The organism is Hydrogenophaga taeniospiralis CCUG 15921, assembly GCF_001592305.1.
Classification (GTDB): Bacteria; Pseudomonadota; Gammaproteobacteria; order Burkholderiales; family Burkholderiaceae_C; genus Hydrogenophaga; species Hydrogenophaga taeniospiralis.
In genome coordinates, this window is the sequence record NZ_BCWR01000023.1 from 38,392 (window position 1) to 55,356 (window position 16,965).

The 16,965-nt window shown below is 67.9% G+C and carries 14 protein-coding genes; 1 reads left to right on the top strand and 13 read right to left on the bottom strand.

Annotated elements, in window-relative coordinates; all coding sequences use genetic code 11:
* Positions 1–8 precede the first annotated feature (8 nt).
* The 13 genes from HTA01S_RS23080 to wbaP all read right to left on the bottom strand — a co-directional run bounded on the left by HTA01S_RS23080 (position 9) and on the right by wbaP (position 15,521).
* Entirely contained in the window at positions 9–965 is a 957-nt protein-coding gene (locus HTA01S_RS23080) for a nitroreductase family protein (RefSeq protein ID WP_068175841.1), read from the bottom strand.
* Positions 958–1,530, bottom strand: coding sequence for an LbetaH domain-containing protein (locus tag HTA01S_RS23085; RefSeq protein ID WP_068175844.1), 573 nt, complete (start codon positions 1,528–1,530; stop codon positions 958–960). Before HTA01S_RS23085 ends, HTA01S_RS23080 begins: the two co-directional genes overlap by 8 nt.
* Before the next feature lie 8 nt (positions 1,531–1,538).
* A complete protein-coding gene (locus HTA01S_RS23090) occupies positions 1,539–2,714 on the bottom strand; it encodes a polysaccharide pyruvyl transferase family protein (RefSeq protein ID WP_068175847.1) in 1,176 nt (391 codons plus the stop codon).
* Positions 2,715–2,736: 22 nt separating this feature from the next.
* Positions 2,737–3,912 (bottom strand): acyltransferase family protein, encoded by a 1,176-nt coding sequence (locus HTA01S_RS23095; RefSeq protein WP_068175850.1) that lies wholly within the window; start codon positions 3,910–3,912, stop codon positions 2,737–2,739.
* Positions 3,909–5,048, bottom strand: coding sequence for a glycosyltransferase (locus HTA01S_RS23100; protein WP_068175853.1), 1,140 nt, complete (start codon positions 5,046–5,048; stop codon positions 3,909–3,911). The genes HTA01S_RS23095 and HTA01S_RS23100 overlap by 4 nt, the downstream gene beginning before the upstream one ends.
* Positions 5,045–6,391: a hypothetical protein gene (locus HTA01S_RS25605; RefSeq protein WP_169804806.1), complete on the bottom strand. Its 1,347-nt coding sequence runs from the start codon at positions 6,389–6,391 to the stop codon at positions 5,045–5,047. Before HTA01S_RS25605 ends, HTA01S_RS23100 begins: the two co-directional genes overlap by 4 nt.
* Positions 6,334–7,269, bottom strand: a complete 936-nt coding sequence (locus HTA01S_RS23110; RefSeq protein WP_068175862.1) for an aldo/keto reductase — start codon at positions 7,267–7,269, stop codon at positions 6,334–6,336. Before HTA01S_RS23110 ends, HTA01S_RS25605 begins: the two co-directional genes overlap by 58 nt.
* The gene (locus HTA01S_RS23115) at positions 7,266–8,858 is read right to left on the bottom strand and encodes a GMC oxidoreductase (RefSeq protein ID WP_068175864.1); all 1,593 of its coding nucleotides are present in this window, start codon (positions 8,856–8,858) and stop codon (positions 7,266–7,268) included. Before HTA01S_RS23115 ends, HTA01S_RS23110 begins: the two co-directional genes overlap by 4 nt.
* Positions 8,855–10,177 carry a lipopolysaccharide biosynthesis protein gene (locus tag HTA01S_RS23120; protein ID WP_068175868.1) on the bottom strand — a complete coding sequence of 441 codons (1,323 nt, stop codon included), beginning with the start codon at positions 10,175–10,177 and terminating at the stop codon, positions 8,855–8,857. The genes HTA01S_RS23115 and HTA01S_RS23120 overlap by 4 nt, the downstream gene beginning before the upstream one ends.
* A gap of 19 nt (positions 10,178–10,196) precedes the next feature.
* A complete protein-coding gene (gene gmd, locus HTA01S_RS23125) occupies positions 10,197–11,345 on the bottom strand; it encodes a GDP-mannose 4,6-dehydratase (protein ID WP_068175870.1) in 1,149 nt (382 codons plus the stop codon).
* Positions 11,342–12,328: a GDP-L-fucose synthase gene (gene fcl, locus HTA01S_RS23130; RefSeq protein WP_068175872.1), complete on the bottom strand. Its 987-nt coding sequence runs from the start codon at positions 12,326–12,328 to the stop codon at positions 11,342–11,344. Before fcl ends, gmd begins: the two co-directional genes overlap by 4 nt.
* 33 nt (positions 12,329–12,361) lie before the next feature.
* Positions 12,362–13,813: a mannose-1-phosphate guanylyltransferase/mannose-6-phosphate isomerase gene (locus HTA01S_RS23135; RefSeq protein ID WP_068175874.1), complete on the bottom strand. Its 1,452-nt coding sequence runs from the start codon at positions 13,811–13,813 to the stop codon at positions 12,362–12,364.
* 130 nt (positions 13,814–13,943) lie between these two features.
* Positions 13,944–15,521, bottom strand: coding sequence for an undecaprenyl-phosphate galactose phosphotransferase WbaP (wbaP, locus tag HTA01S_RS23140; RefSeq protein ID WP_068175877.1), 1,578 nt, complete (start codon positions 15,519–15,521; stop codon positions 13,944–13,946).
* Positions 15,522–15,864: 343 nt separating this feature from the next.
* Here wbaP and HTA01S_RS23145 point away from each other — a divergent pair, with 343 nt between their 5' ends.
* Positions 15,865–16,926 carry an IS630 family transposase gene (locus HTA01S_RS23145; protein WP_068175879.1) on the top strand — a complete coding sequence of 354 codons (1,062 nt, stop codon included), beginning with the start codon at positions 15,865–15,867 and terminating at the stop codon, positions 16,924–16,926.
* Positions 16,927–16,965 lie beyond the last annotated feature (39 nt).

A 16,965-nucleotide genomic window follows, 5' to 3' on the forward strand; every position in this document is an offset into this window, starting at 1 on the left:
GAATCTCCTCACGCGTGCAGGGTGGCGATTTCCGCCGCGGGCCTGCGCGGCGAGAAAGCCACCCGGGTTTCGGGTGCGAGGGGCTCACCGAAGGCGATCATCATGATGAGCCGCTCGCCCGCCGGTATGCCGCCGGCGCGGCGGATCGCGGACTCGGTCTTGTGGTCGATGGCCAGGTTGAGCGGGCAGGTGCCCCAGCCCATCGAGCGGCAGGCCAGCATCAGGCACATGGCAAACAGCGAGCCGTCGACATAGGCCTGGTTGCGCTGCCCGGGCCCGCCCCAGGCGCAGATCTCCGAGCTCACCACGAACAGGTTGCCGACCGAATCCGCAAAGCCGCGCGAACCGCCCTGCAGGGCGAGCAGTTCCTGGATGCGCGCGGGGTCCTGGTAGGCATGCACCCGGGAGGACTGGCGGTTGCACTGCGATGGCGCGAGCTGCGCGAGCGCGATCGCCTGCAGGATCTGCTCGGGGTCCAGCGGCGTGGGCCGCAGCGCCCGGATGCTCGAGCGGCTGGCCAGCAGGTGTTGCAGGTTGCCGGGCGGCTGGCCATCGAACGAGCAGTCCCGCGTGCCGCCCTTCCAGGGCTTGGGCAGTTTGGCTTCCCAGGTTTTCAGGTAGCCCGCGATCTCGTCGAGCAAGGGGTCGGACTTGCCCGCCCTCGCATGGAAGTTCACATAGGCATCCAGGGCACCCAGCGACATGTGGGCGGGCACCGGCGAGTGCTGGAGGTCGTAGCGCGAGAGCGCGGCCATGACAAAGCGGATCTTGTCCTTGCCGAACAGCAGCTTGGGATCGGGCAGGGACAGTCCCTTCTCGATCGTGTGGGCCTCGATGATGATTTTGTAGAACGCGCGTTTGGACTTGTCCACGAACGGCGAGTACGAGTTGAAGCGCAGGAACAGGGCGGCGTCGCGCAGGGCTTCGCTGAAGATGCCGGCCACCTTGGCGAGTTTGTCAAACATGGGGCTCCCTCAGATCACGGGCTTTGATTCTTCGGCAGGGGTTGCCGGCGCAGATGGACCAGGCCGGCATGTCCTTGAGCACCACGGAGCGCGCGCCGATGACGGCGCCCTCGCGGATCACCACGTTCGGGTGGACGAAGCTCTCGGCCGCGATCCACACGTGGTCCTGGATCACGATGGGGTGGGTGGTCAGGGGGCGGGACAGGGAACGGATGTCGTGCGAGCCGGCACACAGGAAGGAGCGCTGGCTGACGGCGACTTTCGACCCGATGGTGATGCGGCCCATGCTGTAGCAGTCCACGCCATCGCCGAGCGCTGAGAACTCGCCCATGACCAGGTTCCAGGGTGCCCAGACGCGGCAGGACGGCGCGATCCGGCAACCGGTGCCCACCTCGGCCCCGAACCAGCGCAGCAACTGGCGCCGCCACCCATGCAGCGCCCAGCGGGGGGTGGGCCGGAAGGCCAGCAGCCAGACCACTTCCCACGCGAACCGGCGCAGCTTGGCCGCGGTGGTGAAATCGTTGCGGTAGCGCAGCGAACGGAAATCGCTCACGGCTTCGTTCATGACATCGCTCACTGGACGACCCCCCGTTCTGCGTACTGCGGGGCCGCCGCCCGCAGTTGTGTGCTCAGAAACGCGTCGCCGGCCTGCCGCAGCTCGGCCAGCCGCTGGTCCACGTCGGCCCAATCGATTTCATGGGCCATCAGGGTCTGCACGTTCTGCGCCGAGAAACCCGGTGTGAAACGGCTCTCCAGGCGGACCGCCCGCAGCAGGTTGATGGCGCGCGCATTGGCGGTCGCTCGTTCGCCCGTCAGCCCGGCCACGATGAAGGGCTTGCGGAACAGCAGGGCGAACACGGTACCGTGGAAAGAGTTGGTCACGACGAAGCGCGCGTTCTTCACCAGGGCGACCCACTCGGCGGGATCGGGGTAGACGGTATTGCCGATCTCGACCCACCGCCGGTGCGGGTTGTGCGGCGATCGGATGGGGCAGTTCAGCCGCTTCGAGACCAGATCGGCCGTCTGCCGGATGTTGTCGGGCGAGCGCAACCCGTAGCAGAAGATGTACGGGTCGGCATCGGCGGACGGCGCCTGCTCGGTCAGTTCCGCGTAGTCGTCGTGCAGCAGGGTCGGGTCGGGCACGTTGGCCGGCTTTTGTCCGGTGGCCCGTTCCACCAGGGTGACGCCCGAGGCCTCACGCACCGAAATGGCATCGAAGTGGCGCAGCAGGCGGGGCAGCTGCGCGGCCTCGGACGCGGAAACCCGGTCTCTGCCGAAGCTCGCGGCGTAGGAGATCTTCCGGGCCGGGAACGACTGGGCGAAGTCCAGAAAGTAGTTCGGATCAAAACCGAAATGCTGGGACGGGCTCCAGATCTGGTCGCTGCCCGCCACGATCAGGTCGAACGCCTGCGCCGCGGCGAGCGATGCGTCGTTGTCGGTGGGTGTGGCGTCGCCGGGGATGCCCAGGAAGTGCTCCCTGAAGCGGTCGAACTTCTCTTTCTGGCCCTGGTGGCCAAAGTGCTGGTGGACGAACGAAGACGCCGCCAGATAGACGACCTTCAGATTGGCCTTGAGCTTGGCGGGCGAGGTGGGCAGGCTGAGCCGGCCACCGTGTTCGATGTGCGCTGGCCGGTAGTCGATGAAGTGGGCGTGGTGGCCCTGCTCCATCAACCAGCGGCGCAAGGCATAGGCTTGCAGCGCGGCACCGTAGTTGTCGCTGAAGTGGAAAGTGAGAATGCCGACGTTCATCTCTTGAGGTTCCTTGAGATGCTCAAGCACCGGTGGTCCGTGCCAGGTGTCTGCGGCCGAGAGGTTTGATCATGGATGCCATTTGTTGGTTGTTGGGGATTCGTCCGCCCATGAGGAGTGACAAGCCGCTGGGGGTCACCCAGCGGATGGACCACACCGCCATGACGCAAACCACCAGCGCCAGGAGGGGCGAGATGGCAAAGTAGCTGAGAAAAATCGGGGTGACGTCGGCGTAGCCCAAACGGTCGATGGCCATCCACCAGAGTCCGATCGCCATGCCGTGAGCGCAAAAAATGAAAAACGCCATCGGCTCGAATTGCAGAAGCACATTGCCTGTCCTGCCATGCAGAAGCCGCGAAGCGACGGACCAGAAGACCACGCAGCCCGCCGCCCGAAGGGCAATGTCGACGGCGGCGTACGCCACGCTTTGGGGGTCGGACACGCCCCAGGCGGGTGGCAGGTAAAAGGGTGCGGCCGAGAGCAACACCATGGCCAGGCCCGCGGCCCACACGGGTTCGCGGGGCATGGCCTGGGTGGGGATCGGGATCTTGCGAACCAGCAACACACAGCCCGCGAAGTAGAAGAGGGGAATGGCGCTGTTGATGAACAGCACACCGTCCATGTTCAGCAAGGCGTTGAGCAACAAGGCGGCCGCTGTGGTGCCGGGCAGCTTGCGCGCCAGATAGATGAACGCGGGCGAGATCAGAAAGCAGACAAAGGCGTCCCGCAGGAAATAGAGCGGTGTCATGGCCGGTTGCGCGGTGATGGCCAGCACCGCGTTCGGCCATTCGTGGAGTGCGGGCACGGTCGTGAAGCCCGACTCAACGTACTCCTTGGCGATGGTGATCAGGTTCCACAGTACCAGCGGCACGATCAGGGAGAACCATTTGTGGCTGAGCTCTTCCATGTAGGGCCGGGCGCTGAGCGTGCGGGCCAGCAGGTAGCCCGAGATCAGGCTCAGCAGGGGCACGCTGGTGTGGCCCAGCAGCTGCCGCGTGTAGTGGATCAAGCCCATGGGGGACAACAGGGACTCGGGCACCCCGGGCTGGTACGGCTGGGCGTGGGCATACACCAGCAGCAGGATGCACAGGATGCGCGCCAGGCGAATGGTGTCCGAGACCGTGGGGTTCACTGGAGTACCTTCGCCCTGCGGGCTGCGGTGCGAGCTTGCTTGGGAGCGGCCCAGCGCGGCGCTCATGGCTGTTGCTCCCCTTGAGGGCGCACGCCGTCCATGGGCCCGGTGGCCCGCCTGGTCGCCGGGCCCGGTGCCATCAGTCGCAGGGCGCTCTGCTGAAAGCGCGCGGCCACCGCGGGCCCGCCCAGGCGGGTGGACTCGGCGCTCGCCAGCGCCGCGCGGTCCCAGTGGAAGTCGTGGCAGAAAGCTTGCAGGCGCTCCAGCAGCGCATGGGCGTTGCCGGCCTCGAACACGTAGCCATTGCGTCCGTTCTCGATCACGTCGCTGGCCCCGCAGCGGTCGCTGCAGATTACCGGGGTGCCCACCATCAAGGCTTCATTGACCACCGCGCCCCAGCCGTCAAACCGGCTGGGCAGCACCAGCACGTCGGCGGCGGCCATGGCCGCGACGATGCCGGCGTTGGGCATGCCCGGCGAGAAGCTCACCCGCTCGGCGATGCCGAGCTGGTGGGCGAGCTGCTGGAGGGGCCGCTCCTGGTCGCCTTTGCCGATGATGCGCAGCCGGGCCGTAGGCTGGTCGAGCTGGCTGAAGGCCTGCAGCAGCAGGTCGACCCGCTTGCGCACGATCAGCTGGCCCACGTAGAGGATTTCCTTGTGGTCGCGTTGCACCGGCCGGTGCTGCACCGGCGTGCCGCCCACCACGTGCACGAAGGGCACGATGCGCTCCCGGGGGTAGCCGCAGGCCGAGAAGAACCGGGCGCCGCCGTAGCGGCCCGAATGGCCGATGCAGAACACCCCGCTCAGGTGGCGCCGGTAGCGCAGCGCGTCCCAGGTGTAGACCAGCCAGCGGGGCAGCAGCTGGGCGCCGGGTTCGTAGCGGTTTTCCGTCATCAGGAAGCGGTGCACCGGCGCGCCCAGGCTGGCCTGGAAAGCGGTCAGCGGCAACGCGAAACCTCGCAGGCCGAAAAACACCTGCACCGACCCGGGGAGGCGGACCAGTTCGGCGGTGCGCTCCGGCGTGGGCCCGATGTGGACCAGCACCTGGCCGGTGTCGGGCACCGGGTAGCCGCGGTCGCGGTAGTAGGCGGGCAGGTCTTCCGTCACACACCAGTGCACGGTGTTGCCGGGCAGCTCCGCCAGGGCCCGGATGTACGCGGCCTGGTGAAACATCAGATAGGAATGCCAGAAAACGTAGGTCATGGTGGCGAGGCGGCGTGGGTGCCGACGGCTTGGTGCAGCGGGGGCCGAGGCCGCCGGGGCGGCGTGGCGGCCGAGGCGGAGGCGGAGGCAAGCCGGGCAGGATTCAGGTTGAGACGCACCAGCAGCAGCAGGATCCACAGCGAGTAGGGGTTGCCCACGGCGACGAGGTAGCGGTTGAAGATCGACTGCATCAGCACGAACACCAGCATCAGGCCGCTCACGAAGAGGGCCGGGTTCATCACCCCCGTGGCAAAGCTGCGGCCGAAGGTGCGCCATGCGGTGACAACAAATGCCAGGGTGATCAGCAAGCCGAACACCACGCCATGCTCGAGCGCGAGGTTGATGTAGGAGCTCTCCACCGGAAAGCCGATCACCTCGGGGCCGGCGGCGCGCACACCCCGGCCGGTGAAGAACAGCATGGCGTCGGAGAACACCAGCTTCACGCCTTCCTGCCAGATGACTTCCCGGCCCGTGGCGCCCGAATCCACGCCGCGCGTGGGCGAGTCCAGGTCCAGGATGATGGTCAGGTAGTCGGCGATGGCCGTCGCCTTGACAACGCCGATGGCCAGCAGCGCGATGGCCGAGAGGATCAAAGCGGTCCGGGCCCGGCGGGAGCCACGCCGCGCGATGAGCAGCACAGCGATCAGCCCCGTCAGGCCCAGCGCGAGCAGGCTGGCCCGGGCGGATGCGGCGAGGACCATGCTCAGGCACAGCGCGGACAGCAGCAGCGCGAACAGTTTCTGGTGGACCCGCGGGGTGGTCAGGAAGTGCTGGAAGAACAGCAGGCTGCCGCCGCCATACACGAGGCCGCTGAGGTTGGGGTGCATGCCCAGCGGCGCGAAGCGCACCAGCCCGACGGCGCGTTCGACGGTGCCCGCCACCGACGTCAGGTATTCGCTGGGCTGGACCACCAGCACGGAGGCGATCAGCGCGATGTAGGCACAGCGGAACACCCCGTCGATGCTGGCCACCCAGGGCTGTCGTGCCAGCACGGCGGCCGAGGCCAGCACCAGCAGGAACATGGCGCCGAACTCGGTGGACAGCGCGTTCCCGCGCACGAAGGCCACCAGCATCGCGAACACGAACGCGCTGCCCAGGATGACTTCGGCGGCGCACAGGTCGATGCGGCGTGTGCCGCCCGCCATCAGGGCGAGGGCGCCGGCGGCGATGAACAGGCCGACCGCGCCCAGCTGCACGGCCTGGAAGATCGAACCCCCCACGTACCAGCCACCCATGTAGATGGCCAGGCCGAGCATGCCTTGGGAGAAGAGCCGGATCAACGGATTCATGGCGCAGGCGCTGGCGCGAACGCCGCGTGAAGGGTCGACATGGCGCTTTGCCATGCGGCCGATGCTGTGATGTGCCGGACCTGTTCGAGGGTGGTGATCAGGCGTTGCGGCTGGTTGGTCGAGAGCAGCACCCGGCCCTCGAACCGGGCCAGGGCATAGGCCAGGGCCAGCGATCCCGTCGCGCTGGCCGGGTCGGTGCCCGCGGGCAGCAGGCTCGCCAGCTGGGCCTCGAGGTGGGGGTCGCGCTCCATCGCCGGCCCGATGGCCGGTGCGATGAAGCGCAAGGCGCCGTGCAGCACGTCGCCAGGCGCGACCGGCGGGCCTTCGCTGCCCGGCGCCGGGCAGCGGTACTGCGACACGGCGCCGAAGCGGATCAGCTGGCTCAGCGTTTCGCCGGTGGAGCTGCCATAGCTGCCCAGCTGGCCACTGGCGACATAACGATCGAACAGGGCCACCAAGGGGGCCAGCGGGTCGTGCGGCCGCGCTTCGTGCAGCAGCAGGCAGTCCACCCGATCGCGTTTGAGTTGCCGCAGGCTGGCCTCGAAGGACTGGGCAATGAACTCGATGCCGAAGTTGGCGGCGGGCGCGCGCTGCGCCATGCCCTTGAGCACAGCGTGGCGCAGTCCGGGGACCCAGCCCGCCAGCGGTTTGACGAGGGCCCTGGCCGTCTGCCGCAGGCGGGGGGACGCAGGGCGGGCCAGTCCGGCCTTGGTGGCGACGATCACCGCTTCCTGTCGGCCCCTGAGCGCCTCGCCCAGCACGGCCTCGGACGCGCCCAGTCCATAGGGTGGTGCCGTGTCGAAGTAGCGGATGCCCTGGTCCAGCGCGGCGTGGATGAGCCGCAGCGACGTGGCCTTGTCGCCGCCCCCTTTGAGGCGGCCGCAGCCGAAGCCCAGGCGGTGGGTCAGCAGATCGGTGGTGGGGCGGTTCATGGGGTGGCCTCCCGGCCGAGCTGGTCGGCCAGCCGGGCCGTCAGCGCCATGGCGGTGAACGTGGGGTTGGCGTAGCTGGAGGTGCGGAACACGGCCGCACCGGCCACGTACAGGTTGCTGGTGCCGAACACGCGCAGCCCGCTGTCGACCACGCCGTCGCCCGGGTGGTGGCCCATGCGCGCGCCGCCGCACTGGTGGTAGGTGTCGGTGGCCTGCTCCAGCACGCGGGCGTCTTCGGCGTCGAGCAGGGCGTCGATCTCCACCCGGGCCAGCCCGGCCGCCTGCAGGCTTTCACCAGCCTGGCGCACGAAGGCGGCCATGGCCCGCACTTCGGGCGCACCGCCAATGCGCCAGTCCAGCGCGGCCAGTGGCATGCCGAAGCGGTCCCGGCGCTGGGGGTCGAGCGTGATGCGGCTGTCGTCGCGCGGCACCTGTTCGGCGTGCATGACGAGCCAGACGCCCCGGTCGGCCGGGTTGTAGATGCGGTGGTGCCGCAGGTACTGCACGATCATCGGCACCCAGGCGCTGCCCATGCCGCGGATGTGGCGCAGCATGTCACCCAGGCCCTGGTGCGGCAGCCCGCCGCGCAGCAGCGACTTGACCAGCACCTTCAGGTGCTGCAGGTGTTCGGCGATGCTGGACTCGAACGCGAAGTAGCCGGTGACGTTGAGCGCGAGTTCGGCACCACCGGCGCCCGCGCCCATGTTCAGCCGCAGCTTGGGCTGGTATTTGTGGCCGCCGAGCACGATGTTCTGGAAGGTGCGCAGGAAGCGGGGTCTGTCCAGCAGGTGCACTCGGCCGCCACGCATTTCGAGATGGTCCTGAAAGCCCGCGCCCACCCACGGGTTGCCGGCCCAGGGGACCTGGGGCTGTTCGGCCGCGCAGGCGAGCAGCAGGCGGGCGATTTCGATGGTGCCGTTGGCCAGCACGAAACGCTGGCCGTGCAGGGCGGTGGAGCTGCCGTCGGGCCGCGCCACGCGGACCGAGGTGATGCGCTCGCCATCGGGCGCCAGGTTCAGCCCCGTGGCGTGGGTGTGCAGCAAGACGGTGAGGCCGGGCGCGTTCTGCAGGCGTTCGTGGAAGTACCGGGCCATGGCGGGCTCCTTGAGCCAGCGCGTGAGGAACAGGGTGAAGCCGGGAATGTCGGGGTAGTGGTCGCCGAAGAGTTTGTGCGCCTGGGGCGTGCTTTCGTCGAGCGCATCGGCCAGGCGCAGTTCCTGGGCCACGGCCTCGTACCAGGGCAGCAGCTCCTCATAGGTGATGGGCCAGGGCGCGTCGGACACGCCCGCGCGGGCCTCGAAGTCGGACGGCACGAAGAGCGTGAGCTGGCCACCCCAGAGGTTGGAGGTGCCACCCAGGGCACGCCCCCGGGCCACGGAAATGCCGGTGTGGGCCCGGCCGGTGACGGTGGCCTCGTTGAGCTCCTGTGCCGGGGCCTCGAAGCTGCCACCACCCGTTTCGAGCACCAGCACGCGCTGGCCCTGGCGCTCCAGCAGCACGGCCAGCAACAGGGCCACCGTGCCACCGCCGACGATGATCACGTCGTGTGGGGTGTCGGGTGGCGGGGCGTGGTTCAGGTCGATGATCATGGGGTGGTCTTCGTGGTGTGCAGTCGGCGCACGGCGCGCGTGGCGGTGAGCCAGACCAGGGCCTCGCCCAGCAACATGGCTGCCACCACGCCGGGCATGCCGGCGCTGTCCCAGACCAGCCAGGCCACCACGAGCGCGACCACGGCAGCCAGCAGGCTCTGCCCGGCCAGACCGGCGTGGCGGTTGATGGCCATGAGCACGACACGCGGGACCTGGGTGGCCGAACACACGGCCGCGTACAACAGGAACAGCGCCATGCTGGTGGCAGTGAAGGGAATCTGGCCGTGGGTCCAGAAGTCCAGCAGCCAGGGCGAGACCCCGTACACCAGCAGCGCACCGGCCGCCGCGATGGCCAGGCCCAGGCGGTTGGCCCGGCGGTAGAGCTTCCAGAAGGCGCCGTCGTCCCGCTGTCCCTTGAGCGCGGTGAGTTCCGGCCAGAGCGGATTGCTCAGCGCGTTGGTGACCTGCACCACGATCCGTGCCACGGTGCGGTAGGTGTTGAACACGGCGGTGGCCGCGGGCCCCAGGGTGGCCGCCACCAGCAAGGTGAAGCCCTGCAGGCTCAGCGCGTTGGTCAGCGAGAGCGAGAGGAACAGCGCGCCCGGCGCCGCGGCTTGCCGGACGTCGGCCAGGCTGGCCCGCCGCACGCCCCAGCGCAGAAAGTCGGTGCGCCGCTGGCTCAACCCGATGCAGAGCAGCGTGTAGCCCAGGCGGGCCAGCAGCGCCGCGGCGGCGACCCCGATGAAGCTGCGGGTGAGCACCAGGCCGGTCAGGCCGCCGGCCCATTCGACCAGGCGGCCGGTGGTGACCAGGTAGGTGCCCGCCGCGTAGCCGCCGGTGGCCTTGTAGACCACTTCGGCCAGGCTGCAGAACAGGCCGAGCACCACGCTGATGGACAGCAGCATGAGCACCGCTTTCCACTGCGGGATGTCCAGCACGCTGGACGGCAGCAGCCACAGGGTGGCACCGATGACCAGCAGGATCAGCAGCGAGATGGACGACAGAAAGGCCACCGCGCTCTGGAACACCTCGGCCGCTCGCGCCTTCTGGCCCTGCGTGATCAGGCCGATCATCTGGTTGCTCGACGCGGTGGAGATGCCGGCGTCGGCCAGCGACAGGTAGAAGGGCAGCGCGGTGAGGGCCAGCCAGGTGCCGTAGGTGGCCATGTCCCAGTGGTGCAGGAACAGCGGCAGCGACACCAGTTGGGTGCCGATGCTGACCGCCTGCGCATAGCCGTACGCACCCGCGCCCGAGGCGATGCGTCGGGCGATGGACGAAAGACCGAGGGTGGGCGTGCGCAAGGGGTGTGGGACAGACATCGGGGTATGGGACGGTGTTTCAGTGTTCGCTGGACACGGCGGTGGCATAGCCGTGGGTCTTGAGCAGCGCGTGGCGTTGTGCGTCGGTCAGATCGGAGGCCACCATCTCCGTCACCATCTCCTGCAGCGCGATCTGCGGCACCCAGCCCAGCTTGGCCTTGGCATTGGCCGGGTCGCCCAGCAGGGTCTCCACTTCGGTCGGTCGGAAGTAGCGCGGGTCCACCTTCACGATCACGTCGCCGGGTTGGAGCGCCGGGGCCTTGTCGCCTTCGACCGTCTGTACGATGGCCTGCTCGTTCACGCCTTCACCCTCGAAGCGCAGGGTGATGCCCAGTTCCTGGGCGGCCATGTCGATGAACTGGCGCACGCTGTACTGCACGCCGGTGGCGATGACGAAGTCCTCGGGCCTGTCCTGCTGCAGCATCATCCATTGCATGCGCACGTAGTCCTTGGCGTGGCCCCAGTCGCGCAGCGAGTCCAGGTTGCCCATGTAGAGGCAAGGCTCCAGGCCCTGGGCGATGTTGGCCAGGCCGCGCGTGATCTTTCGCGTGACGAAGGTTTCGCCGCGGCGCGGGGACTCGTGGTTGAACAGGATGCCGTTGCAGGCATACATGCCGTAGGCCTCGCGGTAGTTCACCACGATCCAGTACGCGTAGAGCTTGGCCACGGCGTAGGGGCTGCGCGGGTAGAAAGGCGTGGTTTCCTTCTGCGGGATCTCTTGCACCAAGCCGTAGAGCTCGGAGGTGCTGGCTTGGTAGAAGCGGGTCTTCTTCTCCAGCCCGAGGATGCGGATGGCTTCGAGCAGGCGCAGCGCGCCCAGGCCGTCCACGTCGGCGGTGTATTCGGGACTCTCGAAGCTCACGGCCACATGGCTCTGCGCGCCCAGGTTGTAGATCTCGTCGGGCTGGGTCTCCTGCACGATGCGGATCAGGTTGCTGGTATCGCTCAGGTCGCCGTAGTGCAGGTGGAAGCGCGCGTCGTCGATGCCGGGGTCCTGGTAGATGTGGTCCACGCGCTGGGTGTTGAACTGGCTGCTGCGGCGCAGAATGCCGTGCACGGTGTAGCCCTTGCCGAGCAGCAGCTCGGCAAGGTAGGAACCGTCTTGCCCCGTGACGCCCGTGATGAGGGCGACCTTGGATGTGTTGTCTGCTGAGGAGGTGCTGTTCATGCGGGAACCGGAGCGTGGTGTTTCTGGAAGTCCGCGTAGGCGAGCGCCAGCCCTTTTCGGAGGTCCACGCGGGGCCTCCAGCCCATGCCGAGCAGCTTGTCGCTGTCCAGCAGCTTGCGGGGCGTGCCGTCGGGTTTGCTGGTGTCGAACACGATCTCGCCTTCGTAGCCCACCGCTTCGCCCACGCGCCGGGCCAGTTCGGCGATGGTCACGTCTTCGCCAAAGCCCACGTTGATGTGGCTCTGCATGGGGGAGGTGTTGTTGTCGTATGCGCTCTTGGGCAGGTTCATGACGTGCACGCAGGCCGAGGCCATGTCGTCCACATACAGGAACTCGCGCCGGGGGGTGCCGGTGCCCCAGATGACGACCTGGGCCGCGCCCTCTTCCTTGGCTTCGTGGAAGCGGCGGATCAGCGCCGGGATGACGTGGCTGTTCTGGGGGTGGTAGTTGTCGCCCGGGCCGTACAGGTTGGTGGGCATCACGCTGCGGTAGTCCACGCCGTGGCTGCTGCCGTATTGGCGGTTGTAGCTCTCGCAGAGCTTGATGCCGGCGATCTTGGCCATGGCGTAGGGCTCGTTCGTGGGTTCGAGGGCGCCCTGCATCAGCGCGCCCTCGGCCATGGGTTGCGGTGCGAGCTTGGGGTAGATGCAGCTGGAGCCCAGGAACAGCAGCTTGCGCACCCCGTTGAGGAAGGCGGCGTCCACCACGTTGGCTTGCACCATGAGGTTGTCGTAGATGAACTCGGCCGGGTAGGTGTTGTTGGCGTAGATGCCGCCGACCTTGGCCGCCGCGAGGTAGACCTGGTCGGGCTTCTCGCGGGCAAAGAAGGCGCGCACGGCCGCCTGGTCCGTCAGGTTGAGCTCGTCGTGGGTGCGGCCGACGATGCGGTCCAGCGGCTGGCCATTGGCCACGAGTTGACGCACGATGGCCGAGCCAACGAGGCCACGGTGACCAGCCACATAGATTTTCGGGAAGGCGTTCATGGTGGGTCCTTTCAGGGCGTGGAAAAAATGGGTTCAGGCGAGAACGGGCACGCGGCCGTAGGCGTCTTCCAGGCGGACGATGTCGTCTTCGCCGAGGTAGCTGCCGGACTGCACTTCGATCATTTCCAGCTCCAGCCGGCCGGGGTTGCGCAGGCGGTGCACCTCGCCGATGGGGATGTAGGTGGACTGGTTCTCGGACAGCAGGAAGGTCTCGCTGCCGCGGGTGACCTCGGCCGTGCCCTTGACGACGATCCAGTGTTCGGCGCGGTGGTGGTGCTTCTGCAGGCTGAGGCTGGCGCCGGGCCGCACGCCGATGCGCTTGACCTGGAAGCGCTCGCCCAAGTCGATGCTGTCGTACCAGCCCCAGGGGCGGGCCACCTTGCGGTGGATCACGGCCTGGGCGCACTCCAGGCTCTCCAGCTGGGCCACCACGTCCTTGACCTGTTCGGCGCAGTCGCAGTGGGCCACCAGCAGGGCGTCGGGCGTGTCGATGATGAACAGGTTCTTGGTGCCGAGCGCGACCACCGGGCGGTGGGGTGCGTGGATGTAGGTGTCTTGCGAGAGCGGGGCGAAGCCCTGGCCCTGGATGCGGTTGCCGTCGGCGTCGGCGGGCGTGAGTTCGGCCACGGCGTTCCAGCTGCCGACATCGCTCCAGGCGCCGGTGTAGGGCACCACGGCCACCTGGGCATGGTGCTCCATGACGGCGTAGTCGATGCTCTGCGAGCGGCAGGCGGCGAAGGCGCCGGGCAGGGGTGTGACCCATTGCAGCCCTGCTCCGCGCTGGGCCGCAGCGGCCGGCTCGACCTGCGCGGGCAAGGCCTCGCGGCAGCCGGCGAGGATGTCGGGCGCGTGTTGCTGCAGGGCCTGCAGCAGGGCGCTGGCGCGGCACAGAAAGATGCCCGCGTTCCACAGGACCTGGCCGCTCATCAGCAGCTGCAGGGCCTTGTCGGCGCCGGGCTTTTCGATGAAGCGCTCGACCTGCAGGGCACCGTCGGCCCGGGGGGCGCCGTGCTCGATGTAGCCATAGGCCGTGCTCGGCGCGCTGGGCACGATGCCGAAGGTGACGATGGCGCCACCCTCGGCCGCGGCCACACCTTGCTCGATGGTGCGGGCGAAGGCCGCGGCGTCGGGAATGTGGTGGTCCGACGGGCAGAACAGCAGCAGGGCCTCGGGCTCGCCGTTCTGCGCCGACAGCAGGGCGGCCAGCGCCATGGCGGCGGCGGTGTTGCGCGCCACGGGCTCCAGGATCACCTGGGCCGCGCCGGGTGGTTTTTGCAGCGCGTCGGCCACCATGAAGCGGTGGGCTTCGGCGGTGACGACCATGAGGCCGGGGCCGAGCGGACGCACGCGGTCCAGCGTGAGCTGCAGCAGGCTCTTGCCGCCGATCAGCGGCACGAACTGCTTGGGCAGGCTCTTGCGACTCAGGGGCCACAGACGGGTGCCGGCGCCGCCGCAAAGGATGACGGGGGTGATCGTGGTGCTCATGGTTTGAGATTGGTTTGAGGTGGCAGGTGTCCAACAAGGCCGGCAAGGCCGTGGCCATTGGCGGGATTCCGAAACGGCAAGCGCGGCGCGGGGCGTGTACGGGTGGCGCGGGGCTGGGGAATGGCGGGTCTCAGCAGGCACCCTCTTGCCGCAGCACCACGCGCACGGTGCGCAGCATGATCACGAGGTCGTACCAGAGCGACCAGTTGCGCACGTACCAGAGGTCCATGTTGATGCGGTGCTGGAAGGTGCTGGCGCTGCGGCCACTGATCTGCCACAGGCCGGTGATGCCGGGGCGGGCCTTGCCGTAGGCCGCGATGCTCTTGCCGTATTCGCCGAGTTCGCGGGCCAGCAGCGGGCGCGGTCCCACCAGGCTCATGTCGCCTTTGAGCACGTTGATGAGCTGGGGCAACTCGTCGATGCTGGTGCGGCGGATGAAGTTGCCGATGGGGGTGATGCGTGGGTCGTTGGCGAGCTTGAAGTTGCTGGCCAGGTATTGCACGTAGAGTTTTTCGTTCTCGGTTTTCCACCGCTCCAGGGCGCCGTCGGCGTCCATCACCATGCTGCGGAACTTGATGAAGTCGAACAGCTGGCCGTCCACCCCCACGCGCTTTTGCACGAAGAAGACAGGGCCTGCGTCGTCGCGCTTGATGCGCCACGCGACCCAGGCAAACAGCGGCGCGAGCAGCACCAGCAGGGCGGCGGCGCCCACGATGTCGAGCACCCGCTTGAGCACTTGCGGGCCGCGGCGGTTGAGGTTGTTGCGGGCGCGCAGCAGCAACACTTCGTGGCTGAAGAAGTGCGAGACCTCCATGCCGTAGATGGGCAGGCCGCCGAGCGCGGGCACCATGACGAGATCGTCGCGGGTGAGCATGAGCTCTTGCGCGAGTTCGCGCAGCCAGTTGTTGTCGCGGATGCCGAGCACGCCCACCAGCTGGTGGGGCCCGGGCCGGGCCAGGAACGCGCGCACGCCCGGGGTGAGCGCGGTGGGCGCGGCCATCTGGCCACCGCCGAGATTGACCAGCCGCGCGCCGGGGTCGGGGCAGACGACGGCCACGGGCCTGTAGCCCAGCAGTGGCTCGCTGGCCAGGGCGGCGGCGGCTTTTTCCACGTCGTCGGGGTGGCCGATCAGCACGTAGGGCTGGGTGAGCAGGCCGGCGCGCAGCAGGCCGGTGCGCACGGCCAGGCGCGCCAGCGGCAGCAGGACGAGCGCAAGGCCCCAGGTGGCGCCGGTCCACAGGCGCGAAAGCGGCCACTTGGCGAGGTACATGACCATGGCGTCGAGCAGTGCCGCGAGCACGATGACCTGGATCATCTGGCGCGCTTCGTCCCACCAGGGCTTTCGCCGGTGGGCGGTGTAGTGGCCCTGCACGGTCCACATCCAGCTCACCATGGTCAGGGCAATGGCCGCGAACAGCGTGGGGCGCAGGTGGCCGTTGGTGGCCCACCAGATGTTCATGGCCTGCGAGAGGCTCACGTCGTCGCGGAACCACGCCGGCAGACGCCCGGCGACGAAACACAGGGCGAGCACGCTCAGGTCGGTGAGCACCAGCCAGGCTTTGACCTGCTGCTGGCGCCGGCCGAGGTCGGCCCACGGGGCCAGGCTGCGGGCGAGGTCGTGTTCGTTGTAGAGAGGGACGACCCGACCCGGGCTGCCTTCAGCCGGTGAAGGGGCGGCCTCGATCGTGTGGGTGCGTGCGCGGGCCATGTCAGCGCCTGCTGTGGAAGGGGTTGACCGAAGGGTGGGCCCCATGCAGGTGCATGGCTTGCACTCGCATGGCGCGCGGGGACGTCTGGTGGCTGAAGCACGGCATACATGGACATCCTGGGTTCGTTGGGTTGTGCGCGGGGCATGAAGCCCTGCGCTCGTCTTTTTCATTGTTAGGACGCGCAACGAGGTCGCATGTAACGAGCTTTGAGTTAATCCAACAAGGATTGCGATGGATCGAATCCTTGTTTCATGCCCTGCCTGGGGCGCGCCGGTGCGGTGCGCCGTAATTGATTGAACTTATGGTCTCAGGCAAACTCCAGCGCTTCAGGAGGTTGAAGCGATGCGGGTTGCCGAGGCGATTGAGCTGGATGCGCAAACCGAGCAGGGACTGCGCACGCTGTCCAAGGGACGGCGGGTCGAGGCGCGTGTGCAGCAACGTGCCAGCGTCATCCTGCTGGCGGCGCAGGGCTGGCAGAACAAGGACATCGCCGACGAGGTCAAGCTCGACCGGCGGCAGGTGGCGTTGTGGCGGCGTCGCTTCATTGAAGGCGGCCTCCAGGCATTGCTGCAGGATGCCTCGCGTCCGGGGCGCACACCGAGCGTGACGCCCGAGGTCGAGTCGCACATCCTGAGCACGACGCTGCACAAGCAACGGGCTGCGACCACGCACTGGAGCACACGCAGCCTGGCGGCGCATCTGGGCCTGAGCGCCACGACCATCCGCCGGGTGTGGCAGCGCAATGGAATCAAGCCGCACTTGCAAGACACCCAGGTCTTACGCACGCCTCCTCGCTTCGAGGACGAGCTGGTCGATGTCGTGGGGCTCTACATGAACCCGCGCGAGCATGCACTGGTGCTCAGCTGTGGCGAGAAGATCCAGATTCAGGCGCTCAACCGCATCGAGCCCGGACGCGCCGGCACCATGACCCACGACCACAAGCGCAACGGCACGACAACGCTGTTTGCCGCGCTCAACACGCTGGACGGAACGGTGATCTCGATGTGCCAGGACCGGTATCGCCACGAGGAGTGGCTCAGGTTCTTGCGCCTGATCGATCGCAAGACGCCCAAGCACCTGAAGTTGCACCTGATCGTCGACAACGACACAACCTCCAATGACCCCGAGGTCCAAGCCTGGCTGGCCGAACACCCACGCGTGGTCATGCACCCCACCCCTGCCAACACCTCATGGTTGAACATGGTCAAGCGCTTCCTCCGCGGCATCTTCGAGCATCGCATCAGACGCGATAGCTTCACCAGCGTGGCCGAACTCCAGCAAGCCATTGCGCAGTACATCGAACATCACCATAAAAGACCCAAATCGTTCATCTGGACTGCCAGCGCGTCGGATATCGCCAGAGTCAGCCGCGCCAAGGCCGTGCTGGCGCGCCTCGGGCGATAAGTACAGAACAAATTGGCGCACCCCGCCTGAGGTTCCATG